The sequence below is a fragment of the Microbulbifer magnicolonia genome (genome assembly GCF_035117725.1).
Classification (GTDB): domain Bacteria; phylum Pseudomonadota; class Gammaproteobacteria; order Pseudomonadales; family Cellvibrionaceae; genus Microbulbifer; species Microbulbifer magnicolonia.
Map to the genome: position 1 here is coordinate 1,018,613 of NZ_JAYEFD010000001.1, position 24,507 is coordinate 1,043,119.

Below are 24,507 nucleotides of genomic sequence, written 5' to 3' on the forward strand. Positions count from 1 at the left end.
CTCGTAGAGTGCACAAACTGAATGCTGGTTTTGTCCATTGTGGGAGCCTGCCCTGCAGGCGATTGAATTTGCCCGCAGGGATGGCAGCTGGCTTCCCAACCAGACGGCCCTAGAATTTGTAACCGAAACCATGGCCCTGTTCGGGCTTCAGGTAGCGGTCGCGCAGGCGGGTCGAGCGGGTGACCAGCGACTGGGATTTGCCGTCAATCAGTACCTGCTCGGGATAACTGGTGACCTCCAGCGGATCGCCGCTCCACACCACGATATCCGCCACCGCACCCGGCTGGAGGCTGCCGCCGTCGATGCCGAAGATCTCGGCCACGTTGGCGCTGATGGACTTGAGGCCCTCCTCGTAGGGCAGCCCGCTGGCCACCGCATTGCCGGCAGACTGACGCGCGAGGTACACGTTGTGGGTCGAGGCGTACTCCGGCCCACTGATCGCCACGGTGACACCGGCCTTGGTCATCAGCGCGGCATTGTCCAGGCGCGCGCCCAGACTGGAGAAGGAATTCGGCAGGTTGTTGATTGCATCGATCACCACCGGCACCCCGGCGGCGGCGAGCTGATCAGCCACCATCCAGCCCTCGGCCGCACCCAGGATCACCAGCTTCAGGTCGTATTTCTTCGCCAGCTCGATGGTCCAGAGGATGTCGCTGGCGCGATCGGCGGTGACCAATAATGGCTGCTTGCCGTCGATCAGCAGTTGCAGCGCCTCCAGGTCGGCAATGCTGTGGTTCAGCTCGCGCCAGTCGCCGCGGCGAATCGCCTCCTTGTTGCCACGATACTCGCGCGCCTCCTCGAGTGCGTTCTCGATCTTGGCGTAGGCGCTGGCTCGGCTGCCGCCGGCCAGCTGCCCGCCGGCCTCGCCCAGATAGGCCTTCTGCGCCAGGTCCCTGGCCACCACGCTGTCGAAATCGCCATTCAGCTTGATCGCGAAACTGCGCCCGGCAAACACGCGCTGCGGGTTGCCGACGCTGTCGCCCCAGAGGCTGATACCCGGGAACACCAGCGCGCGGGTGACGCCGCCGGCGCGGTTGAACGGGATCAGGGTGGACTTGGGATTGTAGGCGGGCAGCGGATCGAAGGCGCTGCCGATACTCTCGCCGGTCACCGCGTAGTCGTTGGTGGCGCTGGCCGCGCCTATCTCAACCAGACCCAGTTCGGACACGGGCGCTATCACGCCCGGGGTGACCACCTTGCCGCGGGCATCGATGACGCGGTCGGCGCCGACATCCAGGGACAGCCCTATGTCCTGCACGCGCCCGTCGACCACCAGCACATCCGCCGACTCGAAACTGCCCCGGTCGGACAGGGTGTGCACCTTGCCGCCCTTGATCAGGACGGATTCCGCCTGGGCAGTGCCCGCACCCAGCCCGAGGATCAGCGCGCAAATCAGTAATACCTTGTTCACAGCCGCTCCCCCTCTGCGTCGAGAATGCCCAGTTCAAAGTCACTGCGCGGTTGGCGCGCGGCGTCCGCGCGGTCGTACATCAGTTCGCCGTCGATAAACACCTTGTCCGCCTGCGCATAGACACTGAACGGATTGCGGGACCAGACCACCACATCGGCCATCTTGCCCTGCTCCAGGCTGCCGGTCTGTTCGGCGATACCCAGCGCCTTGGCCGGGTTCAGGGACATCCACACCACCGCGTCCTTGGGCTGGATATCGAAGCCGGCGCGCTGGCCCGCGGTCATGGCCTTGGCGACCTCCTCGTTCAGCTGCTGGATGCCAACGGCGGAATCCGAGTGGATCATCGCGCAGGCCTTGGCCTGATCGACGATGGCGATGTTGGCCTCGGTCATATCGAAGGCCTCGTGCTTGAAGCCCCACCAGTCGGCCCACATGGCCGCGCACACATTGTTCTCCGCCAGCAGGTCCGCCACCTTGTAGGCCTCGACCGCGTGATGGAAGGTAGAGATCTTGAAATCGAACTCCTTGGCGATATCCATCATGATCGCCATTTCCTCGCCGCGGTAGCAGTGGTTGTGCACCAGAATCTCGCCATTCAGCACGCCGGCGAGGGTTTCCAGCTGCAGATCGCGTTCGGGTTCGTCGCCGCCTTTCTCGCGGAATTTATCCCACTTGTCCTTGTATTCGCTGGCGGCAATCCAGGCGCTGCGGTAGCCGGCCACATTGCCCATGCGGGTGGAGGGCAGCGTGCCCTTGGCGCCGTAGACGCGTTTCGGGTTTTCACCGCAGGCCATCTTCAGGCCATAGGGCGCACCGGGGAATTTCATATCCTGCACGCGGCGCCCGGGCACATTCTTCAGTGTCACGCTGCGCCCGCCGAACAGGTTGGCGGAGCCCGGCAGAATCTGCATGGTGGTCACGCCGCCGGCCAGCGCCAGCGCGAACTGGGGATCCTGGGTCCACACCGAGTGCTCCGTCCACACCTGCGCGGTGTTCGGCGATGTCATCTCGTTGCCGTCCTGGGAGGATTCGATGGCCGGCGCCGGGTAGTTACCCAGATGCGAGTGCACGTCGATAATGCCCGGCGTCACCCACTTGCCTTTGCCGTCCACGACCAGGGCGTCCTTGGGCGCCTTGAGCCCCTCACCGATCTTCGCGATCTTGCCCTCGGTCAAGAGAAGATCGGTATTATCCAGCTGTTCACCGGTACCGGTGAGCAGTGTCGCCCCCTGAATCAGCACCGGGCGGGACTGGGTCATGGCGTAGGTGGAGGGGAAAGCGTCCTGGCGGGCGAAATCCGGCGATTTTTTGTCGCCGTCCGCCTTCTTGTCTCCCCCGCAAGCGGACAGGAGCGCCGCGGCCCCAAGCAGAGTCGCGGCACTTATAACGGCCGCCACACTGCGCCCGAAGCTTCGAGAATGCAGCTGCATAGTGAATCATCCAGTGTTATCGGTTATCGGTTATCGGTTATCGGTTATCGGTTATCGCGTAGCATGCTAACAGTTTGCGGCGCTGTGGCCATTACCAAAACTACCAAAACGGCCTCTTCAATCGTCGGCGGACTGGCGCGGCGAGGAGGCCCGCCGGCGCTTTTCCGCCGCGACGGATTCCTGTTCCAGTGCATCGGTGGCGAGCTTGGCAAAAAATGCCTCGAACTGATCCTCGCATCGCAGCGCCGCCAACAGCTGCACCAGTGCAAGCAGATTGCAGCCGCGACCGTTCTCCAGGCGCTTCAGGGTACTGAGCCCCACACCGGATTCGCTTGCCAGCGCCTCCTGGGAGACATTGCGGGCCAGGCGCAGGCGGCGGAAATGCTCGCCCAGCTGCGCCAGTACTTTTTGTTGTCGCTCGCTCGAGTCCATCTTCAGCAAATTCCAGCATGCGTGAACGGAAAATTATAAATCGATTTAGAACGAGTAAGAATGTGCAGCATTCCCCAAAAAACGCTCGCCTTCGCGGTGGACTTCCCAATGGCTTCGTGATGCAATTTCTGGTGAAAAAATATCCAGGACGGATAGATGGCACCAGGAAAGAATACACTGGCTCCTCCCTGGGAGGCCGCCGCCCTCCCCGCCCGGTCGCATGACTCCCGGCATATCTACGAGGCCCTGCGCAAGAGCGAAGAGCGCTATCGCGAGCTGGTCGAGCACGCGAACTCCATCATCCTGCGCTGGGATCGAGACGGCATCATCACCTTCTTCAACGAATACGCCCAGCAGTTCTTCGGCTACACCGAGGCGGAAATCCTCGGCCGCCATGTGATCGGCACCATAGTTCCCGCCAGCGAAAGCTCCGGCCGCGACCTGCGCCCGCTGATGGAACACATCTGCAACCACCCGGAGGAGCACCGCTACAACGTCAACGAGAACATCACCAGGAGCGGCGAGCGGGTCTGGGTCGCCTGGACCAACAAGCTGCTGACTGATGAGCGGGGCAATGCGATCGGCGTGCTCAGCATCGGCACCGACATTACCAAGCAGCGGCTGCTCGAGGAGGAGCTGCGCCAGGCGCAGAAGATGCAGGCCATCGGCGAGCTGGCCGGCGGTATCGCCCACGACTTCAACAACATGATTCACGGCATCAGCGGCTACGCCGAAGTGATCCAGCAGCTGACCACAGACCCGCGCATCAGCGAGTACACCACCCATATTCTGACCACCGCGCACCACGCCGCCGAGCTGACCAGACAGCTGCTCACCTTTGCCCGCAAAGGCAATTACCAGCTGTGCGACTGCAACACCCACGAACTGATCCGCGACGTCTGCGCGATGCTGGAGCGCACCATCGATCGCCGCATCCGTGTCGAACAGCGCCTGGATGCGAGCCGTCCGCACGTAAAAGGCGACGCCGCACAGCTGAAAAGCGCCCTGCTCAATATCGGCATCAATGCCAAGGACGCCATGCCGAACGGCGGCACCCTGCGCTTCGCCACCAGCAATATCGCCATCGACCGGGTGACGACCATCGCCGATTTCGAGATACAGCCGGGCCAATACCTGCTGATCAATATCAGCGACAGTGGCACCGGCATGCCGGCGGAGGTGCGCCGCCGCATCTTCGAGCCCTTCTTCACCACCAAGGAGAGCGGGCGCGGCGCCGGTCTCGGGTTGGCCGCGGTGCACGGCACCACCCATTTGCACAAGGGCGCGATCCACTGCCGCAGCAGCGAGGGCGAAGGCAGCAGCTTCGATCTCTACCTGCCGATCACCAAGGACTGCGCCAAACACGCCAGCTCGCCGGCGCGCCCGGCCGCTCGCGGGCGGCGTTTCCGCATCATGGTGGTGGACGACGAGGCGATAGTGCGCAGCTACTCGAAAACGCTGTTCGAAATGCACGGCCACCGGGTGGTGACCTTCGCCGGTGCCGAAGAGGCGATCAGTTACTATCGGGAGAATTTCGGCAATATCGACCTGGTGCTGCTGGATATGATCATGCCGGGCATGGACGGACAGCAGCTGTTTGCCTTCCTGAAACAGATCAATCCCGAGATCAGGGCGATTCTCTCCTCCGGCTACAGCGTCGACAGCAAGGTGCAGGAAATACTCGCTGACGGCATCCTGGACTGTATCCAGAAGCCGTTCACTTACGAAAAGCTGCAGGAAAAAATCGATAGCCTGACAGCGGAGGGGCTACTGCCGGGGTAGGCGCCTCAGACTTGCGCAAGCGAGTGTTTGGCTAACAGCCAGTCGAAACCAGCCCTTCTCCCCTCAGTAGTGGAACAGCTTGATCACCGGCTCGCCGTCGTCGCACTCGCCGACCACTTCGGGCTCGGAGATCTTCGAACCCGCCTGCAGAATCTTGTTGCTGGGGTAGCTGACAAAGCAGGCATACCTGAAATTGACCGCCCAGTTACAGTACAGGCGCCCATCCTCTTCCTCATAAAAGCGCAGCTGGCAGAAACTCAGGTAAGGGCTCGATCCCCCTTCCGATTCGGGGCCGATATTAATCGTGGTCTCACCGTAGCTGGAGACAGACAAAAGCAGACCCAAGGCGAGCAACCACCGCCTCATAACCTCACCCGCAAATCAAACTCTGACTCGAGTTAAGCGTAGCAGCAGGAGGCGCATTTTTCCTCCAGTACACGGCCATTGTCTCGGCACCGTGGGAGCCTGCCCTGCAGGCGATATGACACCGGCCGGGCCAGCGCCCCCTTCGCCTGCAGGGCAGGCTCCCACAAAGTCGAGGGCCTGCTAGGAACCGGCCGCGAGCGCCTGGAAGCTGGAGGCCTCGGCCAGGCTGGGCTGCAGGCCGTATTTCTGCACTATGGCCATAAAGCGCTGCACATAGATCCGGCTCACCGGCGCGTAGGGTGGCATCCACTCGTCGGGCCCCCGGTCGCCCTTGCTCTGGTTGCGGCCGTCGTCCACCAGCCACAGGTTGTCCGGGTCCTCGGCAAACCGACGCTTGCGCTCGCGACTCCAGCGGGCGCCGCCGCGGTCGTGCGCCCACTTCAGCGGCACTATGTGCTCCACATCCAGGTCGGACGCCCGCAGATAGAAATTGCCGGTGTAGGGATCCAGCCACAGGCCGGTTGCCACCTTGCAGCCATCCGCGCGGGTGTAGGTAACCGGCGCCAGCGAGTAGCGGATCAACAGTTCGTGCCGCGTATCCTGGCAATCGCCGTCGAAGTCCGACCAGCGCGGCAGCCACTCGGCGCGCTTGTAAGGCATGGCCTGTGCGGACCCCCAGACCAGCGGGGAGAGGAAAACCAAAGAGAGGGAAACTAAGGAGAAGGAACCTAAGGAGAAGGAACCTAAAAAGTAGCGAAGAATTGATCGAATACCCATACGACGACTGCCAACCAATGCCTGGCACCATCGTACACAACTTTAATTTATTCGAATATCGACCAATTCACTCGGATAAGAAGCCGCAGGCAATAGGCACCTGCGACCGAAAAATGTACAGAGAACCCTATTCGTAGCCGCGCTCGAGCTTCTCCAGTACTGCCGCCACCGCCTCGGCCCAGAGCTCGTAGCCCTTTTCATTCAGGTGCAGGCCGTCGCCGATAAATATATCCCGCTTCGGCCTGCCGTTCTCCAGCAGCGCGCCGGCCACATCGATATAGAAATAGCCCTCGCGCTCGTCGCACAGGGCCTCGATCAAGCGATTGGTCTGCTGCATTTTTGGCCACAGTGACCAGCGCGCGAGGCTCGGCTTGATGGCGATAAAGTAGATGCGCAGATCCGGATTCTCGCTGCGCAGCTTGTCACCCAATGCCAAAAACTTGTCGGCCACCTGCCGCGGCGCTATGCCCTGGGCGATGTCGTTGTCGCCCTCGTAGATGGCCACCGCCCGCGGCTGGTATTTCGAGATCAGCTGCTCCGAGTAAAAGAACAGATCGTTCATATTGCTGCCGCCGAAGCCGCGGGGAATCACCCGAATGCCCGGCAAATCGCGCTGGATCCGCGGACGCCACATGCGGACACTGGAACTGCCGGTTACCACCACCCCGCCCGGCTCGCTCGGTTGCTGCGCGTCAATCCTGGCGAAGTTCGCCACCTCACCGGCGAATTTCAGCGGGCTGCCGTAGGCAATGTCCGCCGCGGCCGCCACGGTGGCGCCAAACAACAGGAATGTGCCCAGCAGGGCGAGCGGTTTCGACAGCAGTTTCAACATAGAACCTCCCCAAATACGTTGGTTTGCTGGCGCCAAGCCTGCCACAATATGACTCTGATCGCATCGCCCCAAACCCCAGTAACCGGCCCCCGTCCATGCTTGAACCCAGCAAATCCTGCCCCTGCGGCTCCGGCAAGCCTTTCGGCAGCTGCTGCAATCTGTACCTGTCCGGCCAGGCCTACCCAAATACCGCGGAAGCGCTGATGCGCAGCCGCTTCAGCGCCTTCGCGACCGGCGACCTGCCCTACCTGCGCAAGACCTGGCATCCGGATACCTGCCCTGACCTGGACGCCGACGATCTGCAGACCCAGTGGACGCGACTGGAGGTCATCCGCAGCAAACCCGGGCTGAAGAAGTCGGTGGTGGAGTTCAAGGCGTGGTACCTGGAAAACGATATCGAGCACTCGATGCACGAGGTCTCGCTGTTCAAGTTGCACAAGCAGCGCTGGGTCTATGTGGAACCGCTGCCCGGCTGGCCGTAACACAAGCATGCAGCCGGAACTGATCTATGAAGACGACTACCTCGTGGCCGCCTACAAGCCCGAGGGATGGCTGGTGCACAGATCCGCGATCGATCACCACGAGACAAGATTCCTGCTGCAGTACCTGCGCGACCTGACCGGCTGCCATCTGTACCCCATCCACCGGCTGGACAAGCCGACTTCCGGTGTCATCGTATTCGGCAAGAGCGGCGGCATAGCCGCACAGGTGCAGGCGCAGTTGGAAGGCGACGCATCGGTAAAGAAATATATCGCCATCTGCCGCGGCTACTGCCCCGAAGAGGGCGTCATCGACTACCCGCTGCCGCCGGTCGCCGACTTCAAGCACCAGCGCAAGCGCCCCAAAACCGAGTTGCCGCGGCAGGAGGCGGTCACTCTGTTTCGCCGCCTGGGCACCATCGAGCTGCCGTTTGAAGTCGACCGCTACCCGAGCAGCCGCTACTCCCTGGTGGAGATTGAACTGAAGACCGGCCGCCGCCACCAGATCCGCCGGCATTTCAAACATATCCACCACCCGCTGATCGGCTGCCCCAAGTACGGCAAGTCGGTGCACAACCGCTTTTTTGCCGAGCATTTCGGCTGCGGCCGGTTGTTGCTGCACGCCCTGAGCCTGGAGCTGGATCACCCGGTGATTGGCGAGCGCCTGAAACTGGTCGCGCCGCCACGGGGCTGTTTTCTATCGTTGATCGAAAATTTTGGCTGGCAGCTGCCCGAATAGGGCCGAAACACGGCGAGGGCCTATACTGCACTGCAACTCAGTCGTGGAAACAGGGAGGCAACGGTGGGAGATCCCTATAATCTGGAGCGCTTTGTCGAAGCCCAGAGCCGTAAATACGATGCCGCGCTGGCGGAAATTGCTGCCGGGCAGAAGCGCTCCCACTGGATGTGGTATGTGTTTCCACAGATCACCGGCCTGGGGTTCAGTGCCATGGCGCAGCGCTATGCGATCAGCGGCCTCGATGAAGCGCGGGCCTACCTCCACCACCCTGTTCTCGGCCCCCGATTAAGAGAGTGCTGCGCGCAGCTGCTGCAATTGGAAGGCCTGTCGGCCCATGAAATCTTTGGCAGCCCGGACGATATGAAACTCAGGTCCTCGATGACGCTGTTCTCCGCCGCTAAGAACGGCAACAGCGTGTTCGATGAGGTTCTCGACAAATACTTTCGGGGACAGAAGGATTCGCGCACGCTGGAAATTCTCCACAAGTCAGCGTAACGGAACTGCCAAGATTATTTGCGCCTTTTCAGAGATGGCGCCGGCTTCCCGCCCAACCTCCCGATCCATGCACAGCAATAACAATCCGCAGTTTGCGGCAGGGTTGAACATGGATGCTCGAATTCCATAAGGAGCAAGATCACGACATGCTCGGCGAAATGACTCCTGCCGAGCCCCTGAACCAAGCCGGATATTCTATTTTTAGTGGTGTCCACCCGATAGCGTCCGCGGGCGGCCAACCGGATGCCAAGAGGGTGTGGCGCTTCTGGCTCCCTCCGCGTCGCTCCGGCGCCGGTTGCCACGGCGCTGGGCTGCCATTACTTAACTGGAGATGCGGCGATGAAGAAACAATTAATTGGCATTATGGCCATAGCGGTTACCCTGGGCTTCTTCTCGACGGGTATTACATGGTCAAAGGAGAATAAGGTTGGGTATCCTGAAGGGTATCGAGATTGGACCCACGTAAAGGCCATGGTGATCCAGCCAGGACATCCCCTCTATGGCTCCTTTGGTGGTATACACCATATCTATGCCAATGACAGTGCATTGAAGGCTATGAAAGACGGTGTCAGCTATCCTGATGGTGCTGTGCTGATATTTGATCTTCTTGAAGCGAAGACCGATAACAACGCTATTGTGGAGGGCGATCGAAAGGTTCTTGGGGTAATGGTGAAAGACTCAACGAAATTCAAGGATACTGGCGGCTGGGGTTTTGAGGGATTCAAGGGAGATAGCCGGGAAAGAGTGGTCACAGACCCAAAGACCATGTGCTTTTCTTGCCATGAACCTCAGAAGCACGCAGATTATGTATTTAGCACTTACCGCCAGTAATAATGTGAGAGTACAAAATACGCTGCCATGCCCCCGTACTCTGTACTGCAGGAAAACATGAACATAAAAATGGAAAATAAAGTTCCCGAACAGCCAAAAAAATCAGTTCACTGAGTTGGCCATGATTTGTAAGTCCGGGGACAACCTCAGCCCGCTCAGCCAGAAAATCGGTGGAAGCTGCCGTGGGCGAGTGTGCAAATAATTGAGAGTGTAAGTAAAGAGAGTGTAAGTAATTCTATGGGCACCTTGGCGCCCCCGAGGCATGGCCCGTCCGGCTGCCGCTCTGGCTACCAGCGCGATGGCTATAGTGTCCAACGACTCAGGGGCCAGCATGGCACTTCTATAGCCCTTACACAGCACTTCCTGTAATGTAGAATCTTTCAGCGCTACTTGAGGGTTGCATGTCTACGGATCTCATCGATGCACAAGTGTCACCAACCGGGCAGTTCGACATTCTGTCCAAGTACGAAATCCATAAGCTCAGCCACGAAAGCCGCGGCCCTCAATATCAGGCTTTCCGCAACTGCTCCCTGGCCGTACTCAATAGCGGCGGCTTTATGGCCGACGGCAAGGAGCTTCTGGAAACCTATGCCGACTTCGATATTTTCGTTGTCCCGACGGAACGCAGCGTAAAACTGCAGGTAAAAAACGCCCCCGCCATTGCCTTTGTAGACGGCAAGATGATCCGCGGTATCGCTGAGCATCTTTTTGCCGTACTTCGCGACATCATCTACGTGAACAGCGAAATCACCGGCGACCCGCGCTACGATCTGGTATCTGCACAGGGGGTTACCGACGCAGTATTCCATATACTGCGCAATGCCGGCACCTTTGACCGGACCCGCGTTCCCAGATTGGTGGTGTGCTGGGGCGGGCACTCCATTTCAGGCGAGGAATACGATTACACCAAAAAGGTAGGCTACGAGTTCGCGTTGCGACATCTCGATATCTGCACCGGTTGCGGTCCGGGCGCAATGAAAGGCCCGATGAAAGGCGCCACTATAGGCCACGCGAAACAGCGCGACCGGCACGGCCAGTACCTCGGCATTTCCGAGCCGGGCATCATCGCGGCAGAAGCACCGAACGCAATCGTCAACCAGCTGGTTATCATGCCGGACATCGAGAAGCGACTGGAGGCGTTCGTGCGCACCGGCCATGGGATTGTCGTTTTTCCCGGCGGCGCAGGTACCGCCGAAGAGATTCTCTATCTTTTGGGCATACTCCTGCACGAAGAAAACAAGGAGCAACCCTTCCCGGTGATTTTCACCGGCCCGGCCAGCGCCGCAGACTACTTTACTCGCATCGACCAGTTTATTACCTCGACCCTAGGCGAAGAAGCCAGGTCAAGGTACCAGATCATTATCGATGACCCTGAGGAGGTCGCGCGGCAAATGGCCGCGGGCATCCAGGAGGTGCGGCAGCACCGCAAAGAGACTGGCGATGCCTATTACTTCAACTGGAAACTGAAAGTGTCGACAGAGTTCCAGCGGCCGTTTGCCCCCACCCACGAGAATATGCACAACCTCGCATTACACAAAAACCAGGAACCCTACCTGCTGGCTGCCAACCTGCGCCGCGCGTTCTCCGGCATCGTTTCCGGCAACGTCAAGGATGAAGGTATTCGTATCGTGGAAAAAAATGGCCCCTATGAGTTGCGCGGTGATCCGGCAATCATGCGCAGTATTGATACTTTGCTGGAGTCTTTTGTGAAGCAGCAGAGAATGAAGCTGCCTGGTAAGGCATACATTCCCTGTTATCGGATTAGTGCTGGCTAATGGTTAAAACGCAAAATTGTTCGGATCAGAGTAAAACATTGACATCGGGTTATTCCTGACCCCGTTTACTCACGCCGAGTTCTTTTCTTTAATGACGTAGCCGGAAGGATTCGAACCCTCGATACTCAGTGCGCCCCTGATTCCGAGCAACCGGATATCAGCAACCCATTGATTGTAAAGGATTTTTAATTTCAACAGACACGCTGCCATTACCACTTGTGTAGACACAGCGTGTAGAAGCCAGACCACTAAAAATCAACTGACCACGTCAGAACAGTGGAGGCTAACCGTCACGAAAGCTCTGACAAACCTGAGACAGAGACGTTAGCCTGTCCATGTGCAGTTTCTCCCAACCGGTTTCGCGCCCGCTGAGATATGCGTTTAGTCTTCCGGTTTACCGCATCGGAGAGTCCGTCTAAGCTAGGATAAATCGTATTCTCCGCTATGCCGTAGTCATTAAGCATGTCTAGGATCTCCCCCTTTAGAGAAGCAGGAATGACCATTCTTCTGAGGTTAGGCTCGCTATTGTTGATACGTGACCCACAAACTTCAATTCCTCTTTCGGGTGGGCAGTGGACGGTAAAAAGCGCCTGCTGATTCAAGATCCGGCCAGTGATTGCCCTCGGGATGTATCCTCTCACGCCGTCATAATTCGAAAGTTCCTCAACATCTAGACCGGGGACAAAAAAATCATCAGGGCACTCCAAAATATAAAGGGCGCCGTTTTTTTCACTATTTTCGCTAACAGCAAAAAATGCAGCAACTAGAGGATTTTTAGACCAGTCCAACAGTCTAGTAGCTAATCCATGGTGCTGGGACAAGGCCAAACTTTCTAAAAAGTCATCCGGTAACGTTTCATAAGCCAACGCTGTAGAGAGCCACTCCCTAAAGCGCCCCAAATCACGATTATGCGGTAAAAGATAGTCTTCTCGCCCAGCTTTAGGGAGAAGCGCCCACTCAGAATCTGCCTGCCCTCTAAACCAAGCTCCAAATCCGTCATGGCTTCTATAGCCCCGAAAGAACTTATGAAACTGATCTACAGATTCTATTTCATATTCAATCATAACTTACATGACCCGCAAATCCGCCTAGCGCAGCTAACCAGGAGCAATCCAGAAACCCCTTCTTGTGTTGGCATTTTTCTGGCAGCCTTCACACTAAACATTGAACATGCGCCTGTATCTCTGTTGGAGAGCCATTTCTCCGCCCTCCATAATCTCGCAAACATTCTTCCTGACACTGCTCTCCTGCAATGCGCCTGATGCAACAGCATTAATTTGCCCACGATCTTCTAGGGCCACTACATATTCAGAATCACCATTCACAACAATATTGGGATTATGAGTAACAACGATTATTTGCCGATTGCTCTTATTTTCATGCAACTTGGATACGATCAAATTTGTGATCAATCCATTATCAAGATCGTCCTCAGGCTGATCCAAGATTAGAGGTTCTGTCCCATAAGATAACAAGAAAGAAAGTATAGCTGACGCCTTTTGACCGGCAGATCCTTGCAAAACGTCTTTGAATCTATTCCCATCATTAAACTTTATAGTCAACTTGTCCTCAGGGAACCAAGTATTCACCACATCAAAGCTATGAGGCGAAAGTTGTGACATATAGTCAACAAATCTTTTTCCGAGCCTGTTACCAAAAATCTCACCAGACGAATAATTAAACAGCTCCGCTTTAAACGAGTGAACTATGGACAAGCCCGAGTCAAGATTATTTGGCTGCGTTGAACTTGGAATTTCTGATAGATTTTTATTCAGACGGAAGAGGAATCCACTCTCCCTTTCCAAATCAAAGAGTTCTGCAGAGTATGCTCCATCTGAGCGCCCAATTATTTTTCTGAACGACTCTTCTAACCTGTCAATATCAGAAAAAGGTGAAAGCTCCACCTGAATTGAAGAATTTCCGGTCAAATACTGCTGTAAAAAATCTATGCGATTCTGAGTTAATCGTTTTCTACTCTCGATAATTTCTTGATACGCGACATTAATCTGGGAATCAAGCTCACCCAATTGCTCCTCGACTGCATTCATACTTCGAAGAGACTGATTAATCGCCTCTCTATCACTAATCAACTTCGAATAATCGGAAGGGCTACTTATCCCCTGAGCGGCCAAGTCTTCAATTAGCTTCTCGTATTGCTCATTTACCGCAACATGAGATTGATTAAAGTCAGACCCGGAATACCAACCTCTAAAGTCGGCCAATCCAGAACCAGCAGAAGCAACTGATACTTTTACATCCGCTTTGAACGATGCAACAGATACTGCCAACCCCTCGAGCCGGTTAATCAATTCTTGCTCGCTAGTAGAAGCGGGGTCAAAAACGGACAAATCTAAATTTGGCACAGATACGGAATCAACTATTGATTCAACTTGATTTTTTAGCTTTTCAAATTCCGCCTCATACTGATCAACATTTAACCTCTTTATCCTAAACGCCTGGTAAGCATGTAAAATTTCTGAATGGCCTGAAGTTTCTATGGTTTTTATTTTCTGCTCAACATCAGACAACTGGCCAAGGAGAGTACTCTTATTAGACAGCCTAGCCTGCAACTCTCTTTGCTGACTGCGTAAGGTAAGGAAGTGACTACACTTCTCGTCCCACTCCATCTTCCACTGCTGAAAACTTACCGTCGAGGACTCGTCAATCAATTTTAAAAGAGTGTTTGGATTTTTAGCCATATCAAAAATCTGTTTTTGGCTAAATATTTTAACTGGAAACCTAGAGTGCGCATCTCCTTCTTCACTAACCCAATCTGTCCCATTGTGGCGAAAAATCTCAACAGCTGGGTTCCCACTCTTCCAAACAAGCAGGTAGTGATCAGCATCCCTTGTGTAAACACAGCTTATTTTTGTATCCGCTAACATCACACCTTCAGAGTCTCTCGACTCAGACACCTTTATGAAACTTTCAAAGGAACGGCGTATTTCATTCTCAGGACTTAAGCTAAGCAAGTCTCTACTTCTATCCATCCCTATTCGTATAAACTCAAGGACAGACGACTTACCGCTTCCTCGCCCCCCAATTATTGAATTTAACCAAGGATTGAACTCAACAGTTAATGGCGACGCGCGACCAGCATATTTTGCATTCTCTATGGTTATTAAACGGAGAAGCGTACTTGAAGCATGATTAGGATCAGAAATTTCCCGGTCAGACCTGATAAGTGAAGACGAACCATCGACTAGGGCTAGCTTTAAACCCTCTATTGACGGAGTTGCCATCTTAACCCATGTATAGGCTCTTCCAACTTGACTCGGGAGATGCGAATCTGAGCCAATAACTGAAGGCAGATTAATTCCTAAATTGCTATACCTCGATAAAGGAGCAGCATCCCTTTCTTGCTCGGGAAATATTATCTCCACGGCATTTGCGTACTCACACACCTGCTGAATAGTATAAGCTGACGTCTGCTGGCAAAGTCCCGCCTTCATATCGATATGTGCAGGGATCGCAACGCCCCTTGCAGCCAATATTTCTTTAATTACATTTTCAGCACTCTCTTCAGCGACGGAGTCACTATCACCTTTGGTGCCACGAAATTTAGAAGCTCCGACCACACCATTGATATCTGCGGACGTCGCGCTTGGATCAAAAATACCTAAAACATGGATATTTGAGTTGGCCGTGACTTCCACGCCCGGAAAGACGTAAATTGAGTGGCCCTCATTTCTTAGACTTTCCGCAGCATCCTTGACCCCATCAACCCACTCACCTGTATTGTGATCAGTCAGTGCGACACATTCGATGCCTGCATTTATATAATCTAGCAACCAGTCTCTAGGCGACTGGCTAGATCTCAATCCCTCATCACCCTTGCCGTAGTCGAAGGAGGCAGGGCTATGCGTATGAAAGTCAAACTTCCACCATCTCGCGCCAACGTGATTCATTCCTATTTCCCTATATCCGAGCAGCTTTATGAAGCGCCATCAGTTACTTATTGAGTATTGCCCTTTGAGCAACTAGATCAGCAGCTCGCAGATTTATTCTTGTTAAACAGTAGAAACTGTACTGCTTTCAGTCACTTAGCGCAAAACTCATTTGCAGGATATTAGGCACCCCCAATTAGCGCCTATCGAGCTAACTGATACGGGCGAAATCATAAACCACCACAACACATCGGTTAATTAGTGAAGAGCTTAGCTATGCGGGCCTTGTCCAATTCCTGCAACAGCCGAACCTCAAAAGCGGAATTTGGCCCAAAAATTGGTGAGCATAACTCGACCCTGCGTATGATCGATTTCCCCCCTACCCCCACGCTTTGAAGCTCATCAGGACACTTACAGCTTGCCTGCTTTAGTCCAAGAGTATGCAATCTATTCAATGGCCAATCAGACTAGCCCTATCTAGAGCGTTCAGAATATCAGAATGTACACCTCATGAGATGTGAGAACAGGCCTGTCTCACCCTATGTCTCATTGAGGACGTATCATGACCCTTAACAGGAATTGAGACTCAGTAGCAGCGCGAAAGGACAAGGTTCCCTGCTAGGAAAGACTCTTTAATTGGAGACGGTGCTGATAACTGCGACAAGGTTCATCCGGAAAGCGAATTATGCTCCCCACCAGATGCCCTCCGAATCTGACCGATAGCTCCACACTGGTTAGCTGGGATTCTTCTTCTAGCCGCTTTCACGTGGACACAAATTCGGGACACAAAAAAGCCCGCTCAAAGGCGGGCTTTTTGATCGAATAATGGTCGGAGTGGCCGGATTTGAACCGACGACCACCACACCCCCAGTGTGGTGCGCTACCAGGCTGCGCTACACTCCGACAGAGGAAAATCAAGCACTCAATTCAACGTAAGTGATTGATTTATAAGGGGCATCGCATCGCGATGAGGCGCAAATCATACATTAGTGGCGGGGGATTGCAAGCCCGGATTTGCGCCCTGGGTTCTGGTGGAAAATCAGGCCTTCAGTAGGGTCAGCACACTCTCCAGCTCGGCGATCACCTGCGGGATTATCTGCTGCACCTGCACTGTCTCGGCCTTGTCGCCGCCGTTCTCCATCTGCAGGCGGGCGCCACCGATGGTGTAGCCCTCTTCATACAGCAGAGCGCGGATCTGGCGAATCAGGATGACGTCCTGGTGTTGGTAGTAACGGCGGTTGCCGCGGCGCTTGACCGGGCTCAGCTGCGGGAACTCCTGTTCCCAGTAGCGCAGGACGTGGGGTTTGACCGCGCACAGTTCGCTGACTTCGCCAATGGTGAAATAACGCTTACCCGGGATCACCGGTAATTCGCTATTGTGACTCGCTTCCAGCATCTTCTTCTACTCGTGCCTTGAGTTTCTGTCCCGGTTTGAAGGTCACTACCCTGCGCGCGGAAATCGGGATTTCCTCGCCGGTCTTGGGGTTGCGGCCCGGGCGCTGGCTTTTGTCACGCAGGTCGAAATTGCCGAAACCGGACAGCTTTACCTGCTCGTTATTTTCCAGCGCGTTGCGGATTTCCTCGAAAAAGAATTCGACGATCTCTTTGGCTTCGCGTTTATTAAAGCCCAGCTCTTCGTACAGCTTTTCGGCGAGCCCGGCCTTGGTCAGTGCCTCTGTCATTGGTTCCTACCAACAGATTCAGAGGCGTCGACTCCAGATCGGAAGCGGCCCAAACCGCGGCGGCTTCAGCCCGGTAGCAGACGCTCTCGGGGTGCCAGACAACCTGCACCCGAGAGCGTCGGGCTCTACTAGCGCAGGCTGGCGTTGTATTTTTGTTTTAATGTACCGACCACCGCATCTACCGCGGCATTGATTTCGTCGTCGTTAAGGGTGCGCGACGGATGCTGAAACGTCAACCCCATCGCGACACTTTTTCTATGTAAATCAATACCTTTGCCCTGATAGACGTCAAAAATCTTGAGGTCCGTCAAAGTTTCGCCGGCTGCTTCAACGGCGGTCTCCACCAGGCTGGCGGCGGGCACGTCGGCATCGATCAGCAGGGCCAGGTCGCGACGCACCTCCGGGAACCGGGACAGCGGGCGGAAGGCCGGCAGGCGGGCCTGGCCGAGGGCCTCGAGGCTCAGCTCGAACACATAGGCGGCCTTGGGCAGGTCCAGCTTCTGCTGCAGCTGCGGGTGCAGGGCACCGACGACGCCAACCTCGCGCTCACCCCGGTAGATACGGGCGCACTGGCCCGGGTGCAGGGCCGAATGCTCGCCGGCTTCGAAGCGGAACCCGCCCTCGGCACCCAAGCCCTCAAGGCCCCAACTCTCAAGACCACAGTGGGCCAGCAGGGCCTCCACATCGGCCTTGATGTCGTAGAAATCCACCCCGTCCTTGCCGCCGGTCCAGTTCTCGCTGAAGCGGTTGCCGTAGACCAGGCCGGCCAGCATCGGCTCCTGCTTCAGCTCGCCGCCGGAGTTAGCGGCGGGCACGAAGCGCAGGCCGGATTCGAACAGGCGCACGCGGTTCTGCTGGCGGTTCAGGTTGTACTGCAGCGCCTTGCACAGGCCGGGAATCAGCGAGGTGCGCATGACCGCCAGCTCGGCGCTGATCGGGTTCTGCAGCGCCACCGGCTCGGCCTTGGGATCGAAGAGCGCGGCGGCGTCGCTGTCGATAAAGCTGTAGGTGATGGCCTCGTTGTAGCCGCGCGCCAGCAGGGTCTGCTCCAGCGCGCTCTGGGCGATATCGCGCTCCGGCTGCGGCACTATGTCCAGCGCCGCGCTGAAGCTGACGCTGGGAATGCGGTTGTAGCCGTAAACCCGCGCCAGCTCCTCGAGCAGATCGGCTTCGATGGCGATATCGAAGCGGAAGCTCGGCACCAGGAAGGTCCAGCCTTCGGCGTTCTGTTCGATCTTCTCCAGGCCCAGGCGGGTCAGGATATCGACGATCTCGTCATCGGCCAGGGCGACGCCCAGGCCCTGCGCCACCCGCGCGCGGCGCAGGGTGATATGGCGCTCGGCGGGCATGACCTCGCTCAGTTCGCGCAGGTGTACCGGGCCCGGCTCGCCGCCGACGATATCGAGCAGCAGCTGGGTCGCGCGCTCGACCGCCTTCTCCTGCAGGCGGTAGTCGACGCCGCGCTCGAAGCGGTGCGAGGAGTCGGTGTGCAGGCCGTAGGAGCGCGCCTTGCCGGCGATGGCCAGCGGGTGGAAGAAGGCGCTCTCGAGGAAGATATCGCGGGTGCTCTCGCTCACCGCGGAGTCCAGGCCACCCATGATGCCGGCCATGGCCAGCGGCTTCTGCTCGTCGGTAATCAGCAGGGTGCCGGCCTGCAGTTTTACTTCCTGGCCGTCCAGCAGCGTCAGCTCCTCGCCCTTTTCAGCGAGGCGCACCTTGATGCCGCCGCTGAGTTTCTGCAGGTCGAAGGCGTGCATCGGCTGGCCCAGTTCGAGCAGCACATAGTTGGTGACGTCCACCACCGGGTCGATGGAGCGCAGGCCGCTGCGGCGCAGGCGCTCCTGCATCCACAGCGGCGTAGTGGCCTTGATATCGATATTGCGAATCACGCGGCCCACATAGCGCGGGCAGGCGTCGCCGGCCATCAGGGAGACCGGCAGGCTGTCATCGATCTGCTGTGCGACCGGGGCGATTTCCGGGCCGCTCACCGGGCAGCGGTTCAGCACGCCCACTTCGCGGGCGATACCGGCGATACCGAGGCAGTCGGAGCGGTTCGGGGTCAGGTCCACCTCGATGGTCTCGTCGTCCAGCTGCAGGTATTCGCGTAGGTCCTGGCCGGTGCGGGCGTCTTCCGGCAGCTCCCAGATGCCGTCGCTGTCCTCACCCAGTTCCAGTTCGGTCTGGGCGCAGAGCATGCCGAAGCTCTCGACGCCGCGCAGCTTGGCCTTCTTGATCTTGAAATCGCCCGGCAGCATTGCGCCCACCAGCGCGAACGGAATCTTGATACCGACACGGGCGTTGGGCGCGCCGCAGACCACCTGCATTTCGCCGTCCGGGTGGCCGGCGACCTTGCACACGCGCAGCTTGTCCGCGTCCGGGTGCTGTTCACAGGCGACGATCTCGCCCACCACCACGCCGGAGAATTCGCCCGCGACTTTTTCAACGCCATCCACTTCCAGGCCGGCCATGGTGATCTGGTCGGCCAGTTCCTGTGCGGTCAGTTGCGGGTTAACCCATTCCCGCAGCCAGGAGTTGCTGAATTTCATAGTGCTGTCTCTTTCTGAATTCTGTTTTGCGCTGTCTGTTTTTCGCTTTGTAGGAGCGGCGGGGCGGCCATCCGCCGGTGGCTGCGTTTGCCGGGAGCGCCGAGCCCCAGCTCGGCATTTCGCGGCCAACGGCGGATGGCCGCCCCGCCGCTCCTACAAGGGCGGGCCTGCGGCCCGCTTGCCGAGCTGGAGCTCGGCGTTCCCAGGGGGGTCCTCTCTCCCCCAGCCCCTTTCCCGCTTGCGGGAGGGGGGAGCATCAAAATTGCTTGAGGAAGCGCAGGTCGTTGTCGAAAAACAGGCGCAGGTCGTTGACGCCGTAGCGCAGCATCGCCAGGCGCTCCACACCCATGCCGAAGGCGAAGCCGGAATAGGTTTCGCTGTCGATATTGCAGGACGCGAATACGTTCGGGTGCACCATGCCGCAGCCCATCACTTCCAGCCAGCCGGTACCTGAGCAGACGCGGCAGCCCTCGCCGCCGCAGGCGGTGCACTGGATGTCTACTTCGGCGGAGGGCTCGGTGAACGGGAAATAGGACGGGCGGAAACGCACCGGCACGTCGGCCTCGAAGAAGGCTTTCAGGAACTGGTCCACGCAGCCCTTCAGGTGCGCGAAGCTGACACCCTTGTCCACTACCAGCCCTTCCACCTGGTGGAACATGGGCGAGTGGGTCACGTCGGAGTCACAGCGGTAGACGCGGCCGGGGCAGATGATGCGGATCGGCGGCGCGGCCTTTTCCATGGTGCGGATCTGCACCGGCGAGGTGTGGGTGCGCAGTACCGTGGACGGGTCGATATAGAAGGTGTCGTGCATCGCGCGCGCCGGGTGGTGCGCGGGAATATTGAGCGCCTCGAAGTTGTGGTAGTCATCCTCGATTTCCGGGCCCTCTTCCACGGAGAAGCCGAGGCGCAGGAACAGTTCTTCGATGCGGCGCATGGTGCGGGTCACCGGGTGCGCGTTGCCCTGCTCTTCGCCGCGGCCCGGCAGGGTCACGTCGATGGTCTCTTGGGCGAGCCTGGCGCTGATTGCCGCCTGCTCCAGGGCATTGCGGCGGGCGTTGATCTTTTCCTGCACCTGCTGCTTGGCTTCGTTGATCTTGGCTCCGGCAGCCGGGCGCTCCTCCGCCGACAGCTTGCCCAGGCCTTTCAGCAGCGCGGTGAGCTGGCCCTTTTTGCCCAGGTAATCCACGCGCACCTGGTCCAGTGCCGCCAGGCCATCGGCCTGCTCCACCAGTTCCAGCGCCTGATCGGTGAGGGACTGCAAGTCTTGCATCGAACTATTCCCGTTCCAAATTAACTCTAATTATTTCTGCGTCATGTTACCGGCAACCAGTCGCCGGACGGGCCGCCGCCCTTAGCTTCGCTATCGGTAAAAAATAGCGGAAACCCCATAAAAAAATAGGGAAGGGCCAAACAGCCCTTCCCTATTTTGTGTTCAGTTTTACAACTGAAGTGACAGCTTACGCTGCCAGGGCTGCCTTGGCTTTTTCAACTACGGCAGCAAAAGCGGCTTTGTCGTATACCGCCAGATCGGCCAGAACACGGCGATCCAGAGCGATGTCCGCCTTTTTCAGACCGGCGATCAGGCGGCTGTAGCTCATGCCTTCGGCGCGGGACTGGGCGTTGATACGAGTGATCCACAGGGCGCGGAAGTTACGCTTCTTGACGCGACGGTCGCGGTAAGCGTACTGGCCGGCCTTGATCACCGCCTGCTTGGCTACGCGGAATACGCGCGAACGCGCACCGTAGTAACCTTTAGCCTGCTTCAGAATTTTCTTGTGACGACGACGCGCCTCTACACCACGTTTAACACGGGCCATAACTCTATCCTCTTAAACCTTAGCGATTGGAGCCAATTACTTGGCGCGCAGCATGCGATCGACCAGACCGGCATCAGATTTGTTCATAATCTGAGTGCCGCGCAGCTGACGCTTACGCTTGGTGGTCATCTTGGTGAGGATGTGGCTCTTGTTGGCGTGCTTGTGCTTGTAGCCCGAAGCCGTCTTCTTGAAGCGCTTGGCGGCGCCACTGTGCGTTTTTGCTTTCGGCATTTTGTACTCCAAAGTAAACAAATGTCTGCGAACAGACGTTCTTTAAATAACCGCCGGAATCCGGCGGCGTTTTGAGAGTGGGGAGGCAGCCGTCGCCCAACCACTTCTCCAAAGGAGACCTGAGACTCTTTTAGATAAGAGCGCCTCAGGACCTCACTTTTTCTTCTTGGTGGGAGCAATCACCATGATCATCTGGCGGCCTTCCAGCTTCGGCCGCTGCTCCACTGTGCCCAGTTCTTCCAGGTCTTTCTCGATGCGCTGCATCATTTCCAGACCCAGTTCCTGGTGCGCCATCTCGCGGCCGCGGAATCGCAGGGATACCTTGGCCTTGTCTCCGGCTTCCAGGAACCTGACCAGGTTGCGCAGCTTGATCTGGTAGTCCCCGATGTCAGTACCGGGACGGAACTTCATTTCCTTGATCTGTTGCTGCTTCTGCTTCTTCTTCGCAAGACCTTTGGCCTTTTTGGCCTCAAAAACATGCTTTCCGTAGTCCATGATTTTACAGACTATCGGATCGGAGTCCGCGGCAATTTCAACGAGATCCAGACTGGCCTTCTGCGCGGCTTCCAGTGCGTCATCCAGGGAGACAATGCCCACCTGTTCACCGTCGGCGCCAATGAGGCGAACTTCCGACGCCTCGATCTGATCATTGATGCGGGCCTTTTTGGACCCTCCCTTGCTCTCTCGTTTAATAACTATCGTCTCCGTTAATTTTCAGAAATAGACAAACGGCCGCGGCGATCCACGTCCTGCTTGAGGATGTCCAGGAATGACTCGAAAGTCATGGTTCCGAGATCCTCACCGCTGCGTGTCCGCACGGCAACCGTCTGGCTTTCCACTTCCTTATCGCCGATCACCAGCAGATAAGGAACACGCTGAAGCGTGTGCTCGCGGATTTTAAAGCCGATCTTCTCGTTTCTCAAGTCGGCCGCGGCGCGGTACTGCAGGGCGCCAAGACGGGCCTCCAGATCGCGACAGTAATCGGCCTGGCGGTCAGTGATATTCAGGATCGCGACCTGCTGGGGTGCCAGCCAGGTCGGGAAGGCGCCCTCGTAGTGCTCGATCAGGATGCCGATAAAGCGCTCGAAGGAGCCCAGCGCCGCGCGGTGCAGCATCACCGGGGTCTGGCGCGAGCCGTCTTCCGCCACATACTGGGCATCCAGGCGGCCCGGCATGGAGAAGTCCACCTGAATGGTGCCGCACTGCCAGACGCGGCCGAGGCAATCCTTCAGGGAGAACTCGATCTTGGGCCCGTAGAAGGCGCCCTCACCCGGCAGCTCTTCCCACGGCAGGCCGGCGGCGTCGAGCGCATCGGCCAGGGCCTTCTCGGCCTTGTCCCAGCTCTCGTCGGAACCCACGCGCTGCTCCGGGCGGGTGGACAGGCGGTAGATCACGTCGTCAAAGCCGAAGTCCTTGTACACCGAGTGCAGCAGCTCCATGAAATCGGACACTTCCGACTGGATCTGGCTCTCGGCACAGAAGATGTGGCCGTCGTCCTGCACGAAGCCGCGCACGCGCATCAGGCCGTGCAGGGAGCCGGACGGTTCGCTGCGGTGGCAGGAGCCGAACTCCGCCAGGCGCAGCGGCAGATCGCGGTAGCTGCGCAGGCCCTGATTGAACACCTGCACGTGGCAGGGACAGTTCATCGGCTTGATCGCGAACTGGCGCTCCTCACTGGTGAGGGTGAACATGTCGTCGCCGAACTTGTCCGCGTGGCCCGACTTGCGCCACAGACTGAAGTCCACCAGCTGTGGGGTCTTGATTTCCTTGTAGCCGTACTCGCGCTGGCGGCGGCGCATGTACTGCTCGATGGTGCTGTAGATGGTCCAGCCGTTCGGGTGCCAGAACACCATGCCCGGCGCCTCTTCCTGGATATGGAAGAGATCGTATTTCTTTGCCAGCTTGCGGTGATCGCGCTTCTCCGCCTCTTCGATGCGGTGCAGGTAGGCCTTGAGCTCTTTCTTGTTGGCCCAGGCGGTGCCGTAGACGCGGGTCAGCATCTCGTTGCTGGCATCGCCGCGCCAGTAGGCGCCGGCCACCTTGGTCAGCTTGAACGCCTTCAGCTTGCCGGTAGACGGCACGTGCGGGCCGCGGCACAGGTCTTCGAAGTCGCCCTGGCGGTACAGGGAGATATCTTCGTTGGTGGGAATGCTGGCGATGATCTCCGCCTTGTACTCCTCGCCCATGTCGCGGAAGTACTTCACCGCCTCGTCGCGCGGCATCAGGCGGCGGCTGACCGGGAAATCCTCACTGGCCAGCTCTTCCATGCGCTGCTCGATTTTCTCCAGGTCTTCCGGAGTAAACTGGCGCTCGTAGGCGAAGTCGTAATAGAAGCCGTCCTCGATCACCGGACCGATGGTGACCTGCGCCGAGGGGTAGAGCTGCTTGACCGCCTGGGCCAGCAGGTGCGCGGTGGAGTGACGGATAACCTCCAGCCCTTCCGGCTGGCGGTCGGTAATAATGGCCAGTTCCGCGTCGCGGTCGATCACAAAACTGGTGTCGACTTCTTTGCCGTCGACCACACCGGCAAGCGCAGCTTTGGCCAGGCCGGGACCGATATCATTGGCGACGTCGTATACGGAAACAGGCTGGGAGAATTCTCGACGGGAACCGTCGGGGAGAGTGACAACAGGCATTGTACTTCCTTATCTATCAGTGGCGATCCCTACCAAAGACCGCATGAATCAACTTGATGAGCTGGGGCATCTCGCCCAAGTGCGCAGGGCACTTTAGAAGATGGTAGACCCGAGCGGACTTGAACCGCTGACCTCTGCCATGTCAAGGCAGCGCTCTAACCAACTGAGCTACGGGTCTGCAACGCTTTCGCATTTCTGCGGCGGGGAACCCCACCCTGCGAAGAGCGCGAACTTTAGCACCGGTTTTCAGTGTTTTCAACAACTTAGTGGCATTTCGGCCGACAATTTTCGGACCCCCGACAGGGAATGCCGTAGGGTGCGCCGTGCGCACCGCCGGGGTTCGAAGGTGCGCACGGCGC

At 57.6% G+C, this 24,507-nt stretch carries 22 protein-coding genes and 2 tRNA genes; 6 read left to right on the plus strand and 18 right to left on the minus strand.

All coding sequences use genetic code 11. The features are described 5' to 3' along the window. Positions 1-109: 109 nt before the first annotated feature. From RRF64_RS04485 to RRF64_RS04495, 3 genes are all read right to left on the minus strand, one after another. A complete protein-coding gene (locus RRF64_RS04485) occupies positions 110-1,411 on the minus strand; it encodes an amidohydrolase family protein (protein WP_323844625.1) in 1,302 nt (433 codons plus the stop codon). Further along, complete coding sequence (locus RRF64_RS04490; protein ID WP_323844626.1) at positions 1,408-2,841, minus strand: amidohydrolase; 1,434 nt, start codon at positions 2,839-2,841, stop codon at positions 1,408-1,410. The genes RRF64_RS04485 and RRF64_RS04490 overlap by 4 nt, the downstream gene beginning before the upstream one ends. A 117-nt stretch (positions 2,842-2,958) precedes the next feature. Then, positions 2,959-3,273 carry a helix-turn-helix domain-containing protein gene (locus RRF64_RS04495; RefSeq protein WP_323844627.1) on the minus strand — a complete coding sequence of 105 codons (315 nt, stop codon included), beginning with the start codon at positions 3,271-3,273 and terminating at the stop codon, positions 2,959-2,961. A 156-nt stretch (positions 3,274-3,429) separates the two neighbouring features. Between RRF64_RS04495 and RRF64_RS04500 the strand changes: the two genes are divergently transcribed. Then, positions 3,430-5,055, plus strand: a complete 1,626-nt coding sequence (locus tag RRF64_RS04500) for a hybrid sensor histidine kinase/response regulator (RefSeq protein ID WP_323844628.1) — start codon at positions 3,430-3,432, stop codon at positions 5,053-5,055. Between the two features lie 63 nt (positions 5,056-5,118). Here the strand turns inward: RRF64_RS04500 and RRF64_RS04505 are convergent, their stop codons facing one another. The 3 genes from RRF64_RS04505 to RRF64_RS04515 all read right to left on the minus strand — a co-directional run bounded on the left by RRF64_RS04505 (position 5,119) and on the right by RRF64_RS04515 (position 7,030). Beyond that, on the minus strand, positions 5,119-5,421 hold the full coding sequence (locus RRF64_RS04505) for a hypothetical protein (protein WP_323844629.1): 303 nt from the start codon (positions 5,419-5,421) through the stop codon (positions 5,119-5,121). A 180-nt stretch (positions 5,422-5,601) separates the two neighbouring features. Further along, positions 5,602-6,081, minus strand: a complete 480-nt coding sequence (locus tag RRF64_RS04510) for a GmrSD restriction endonuclease domain-containing protein (protein WP_323844630.1) — start codon at positions 6,079-6,081, stop codon at positions 5,602-5,604. A gap of 244 nt (positions 6,082-6,325) precedes the next feature. Beyond that, positions 6,326-7,030, minus strand: coding sequence for a GDSL-type esterase/lipase family protein (locus tag RRF64_RS04515; RefSeq protein WP_323844631.1), 705 nt, complete (start codon positions 7,028-7,030; stop codon positions 6,326-6,328). Positions 7,031-7,125: 95 nt separating this feature from the next. Between RRF64_RS04515 and RRF64_RS04520 the strand changes: the two genes are divergently transcribed. The 5 genes from RRF64_RS04520 to ppnN all read left to right on the plus strand — a co-directional run bounded on the left by RRF64_RS04520 (position 7,126) and on the right by ppnN (position 11,349). Next, a complete protein-coding gene (locus tag RRF64_RS04520; protein WP_323844632.1) occupies positions 7,126-7,512 on the plus strand; it encodes a YchJ family protein in 387 nt (128 codons plus the stop codon). Between the two features lie 7 nt (positions 7,513-7,519). After that, entirely contained in the window at positions 7,520-8,248 is a 729-nt protein-coding gene (locus RRF64_RS04525) for a pseudouridine synthase (protein WP_323844633.1), read from the plus strand. 63 nt (positions 8,249-8,311) lie between these two features. Beyond that, complete coding sequence (locus RRF64_RS04530) at positions 8,312-8,743, plus strand: DUF1810 domain-containing protein (protein WP_323844634.1); 432 nt, start codon at positions 8,312-8,314, stop codon at positions 8,741-8,743. A 339-nt stretch (positions 8,744-9,082) separates the two neighbouring features. Then, complete coding sequence (locus tag RRF64_RS04535; RefSeq protein ID WP_323844635.1) at positions 9,083-9,574, plus strand: cytochrome P460 family protein; 492 nt, start codon at positions 9,083-9,085, stop codon at positions 9,572-9,574. A 401-nt stretch (positions 9,575-9,975) separates the two neighbouring features. Next, positions 9,976-11,349 carry a nucleotide 5'-monophosphate nucleosidase PpnN gene (gene ppnN, locus RRF64_RS04540; protein ID WP_323844636.1) on the plus strand — a complete coding sequence of 458 codons (1,374 nt, stop codon included), beginning with the start codon at positions 9,976-9,978 and terminating at the stop codon, positions 11,347-11,349. A gap of 290 nt (positions 11,350-11,639) precedes the next feature. Here ppnN and RRF64_RS04545 read toward each other — a convergent pair whose 3' ends face one another. The 12 genes from RRF64_RS04545 to RRF64_RS04600 all read right to left on the minus strand — a co-directional run bounded on the left by RRF64_RS04545 (position 11,640) and on the right by RRF64_RS04600 (position 24,326). Next, positions 11,640-12,413 (minus strand): FRG domain-containing protein, encoded by a 774-nt coding sequence (locus tag RRF64_RS04545; RefSeq protein WP_323844637.1) that lies wholly within the window; start codon positions 12,411-12,413, stop codon positions 11,640-11,642. A 93-nt stretch (positions 12,414-12,506) separates the two neighbouring features. Then, positions 12,507-15,257 carry a TrlF family AAA-like ATPase gene (locus RRF64_RS04550; RefSeq protein WP_323844638.1) on the minus strand — a complete coding sequence of 917 codons (2,751 nt, stop codon included), beginning with the start codon at positions 15,255-15,257 and terminating at the stop codon, positions 12,507-12,509. A gap of 805 nt (positions 15,258-16,062) precedes the next feature. Next, positions 16,063-16,139: transfer RNA gene (locus RRF64_RS04555), tRNA-Pro, on the minus strand. A gap of 136 nt (positions 16,140-16,275) precedes the next feature. Next, positions 16,276-16,632, minus strand: coding sequence for a MerR family transcriptional regulator (locus RRF64_RS04560; protein WP_323844639.1), 357 nt, complete (start codon positions 16,630-16,632; stop codon positions 16,276-16,278). Next, positions 16,610-16,918 (minus strand): integration host factor subunit alpha, encoded by a 309-nt coding sequence (gene ihfA / locus RRF64_RS04565; RefSeq protein WP_073271291.1) that lies wholly within the window; start codon positions 16,916-16,918, stop codon positions 16,610-16,612. Before ihfA ends, RRF64_RS04560 begins: the two co-directional genes overlap by 23 nt. A 128-nt stretch (positions 16,919-17,046) precedes the next feature. Further along, entirely contained in the window at positions 17,047-19,464 is a 2,418-nt protein-coding gene (pheT, locus tag RRF64_RS04570; RefSeq protein WP_323844640.1) for a phenylalanine--tRNA ligase subunit beta, read from the minus strand. A 256-nt stretch (positions 19,465-19,720) separates the two neighbouring features. Beyond that, positions 19,721-20,734, minus strand: a complete 1,014-nt coding sequence (gene pheS / locus RRF64_RS04575; RefSeq protein WP_323844641.1) for a phenylalanine--tRNA ligase subunit alpha — start codon at positions 20,732-20,734, stop codon at positions 19,721-19,723. 187 nt (positions 20,735-20,921) lie between these two features. Then, on the minus strand, positions 20,922-21,281 hold the full coding sequence (gene rplT, locus RRF64_RS04580; RefSeq protein WP_323844642.1) for a 50S ribosomal protein L20: 360 nt from the start codon (positions 21,279-21,281) through the stop codon (positions 20,922-20,924). Between the two features lie 36 nt (positions 21,282-21,317). Then, a complete protein-coding gene (gene rpmI, locus RRF64_RS04585; RefSeq protein WP_323844643.1) occupies positions 21,318-21,512 on the minus strand; it encodes a 50S ribosomal protein L35 in 195 nt (64 codons plus the stop codon). Between the two features lie 153 nt (positions 21,513-21,665). Then, positions 21,666-22,211, minus strand: coding sequence for a translation initiation factor IF-3 (gene infC, locus RRF64_RS04590; protein WP_479691294.1), 546 nt, complete (start codon positions 22,209-22,211; stop codon positions 21,666-21,668). Positions 22,212-22,219: 8 nt separating this feature from the next. Beyond that, positions 22,220-24,148 carry a threonine--tRNA ligase gene (gene thrS / locus RRF64_RS04595; RefSeq protein ID WP_323844644.1) on the minus strand — a complete coding sequence of 643 codons (1,929 nt, stop codon included), beginning with the start codon at positions 24,146-24,148 and terminating at the stop codon, positions 22,220-22,222. A gap of 101 nt (positions 24,149-24,249) precedes the next feature. Beyond that, a tRNA-Val gene (locus tag RRF64_RS04600) sits at positions 24,250-24,326 on the minus strand. Between the last annotated feature and the right edge of the window lie 181 nt (positions 24,327-24,507).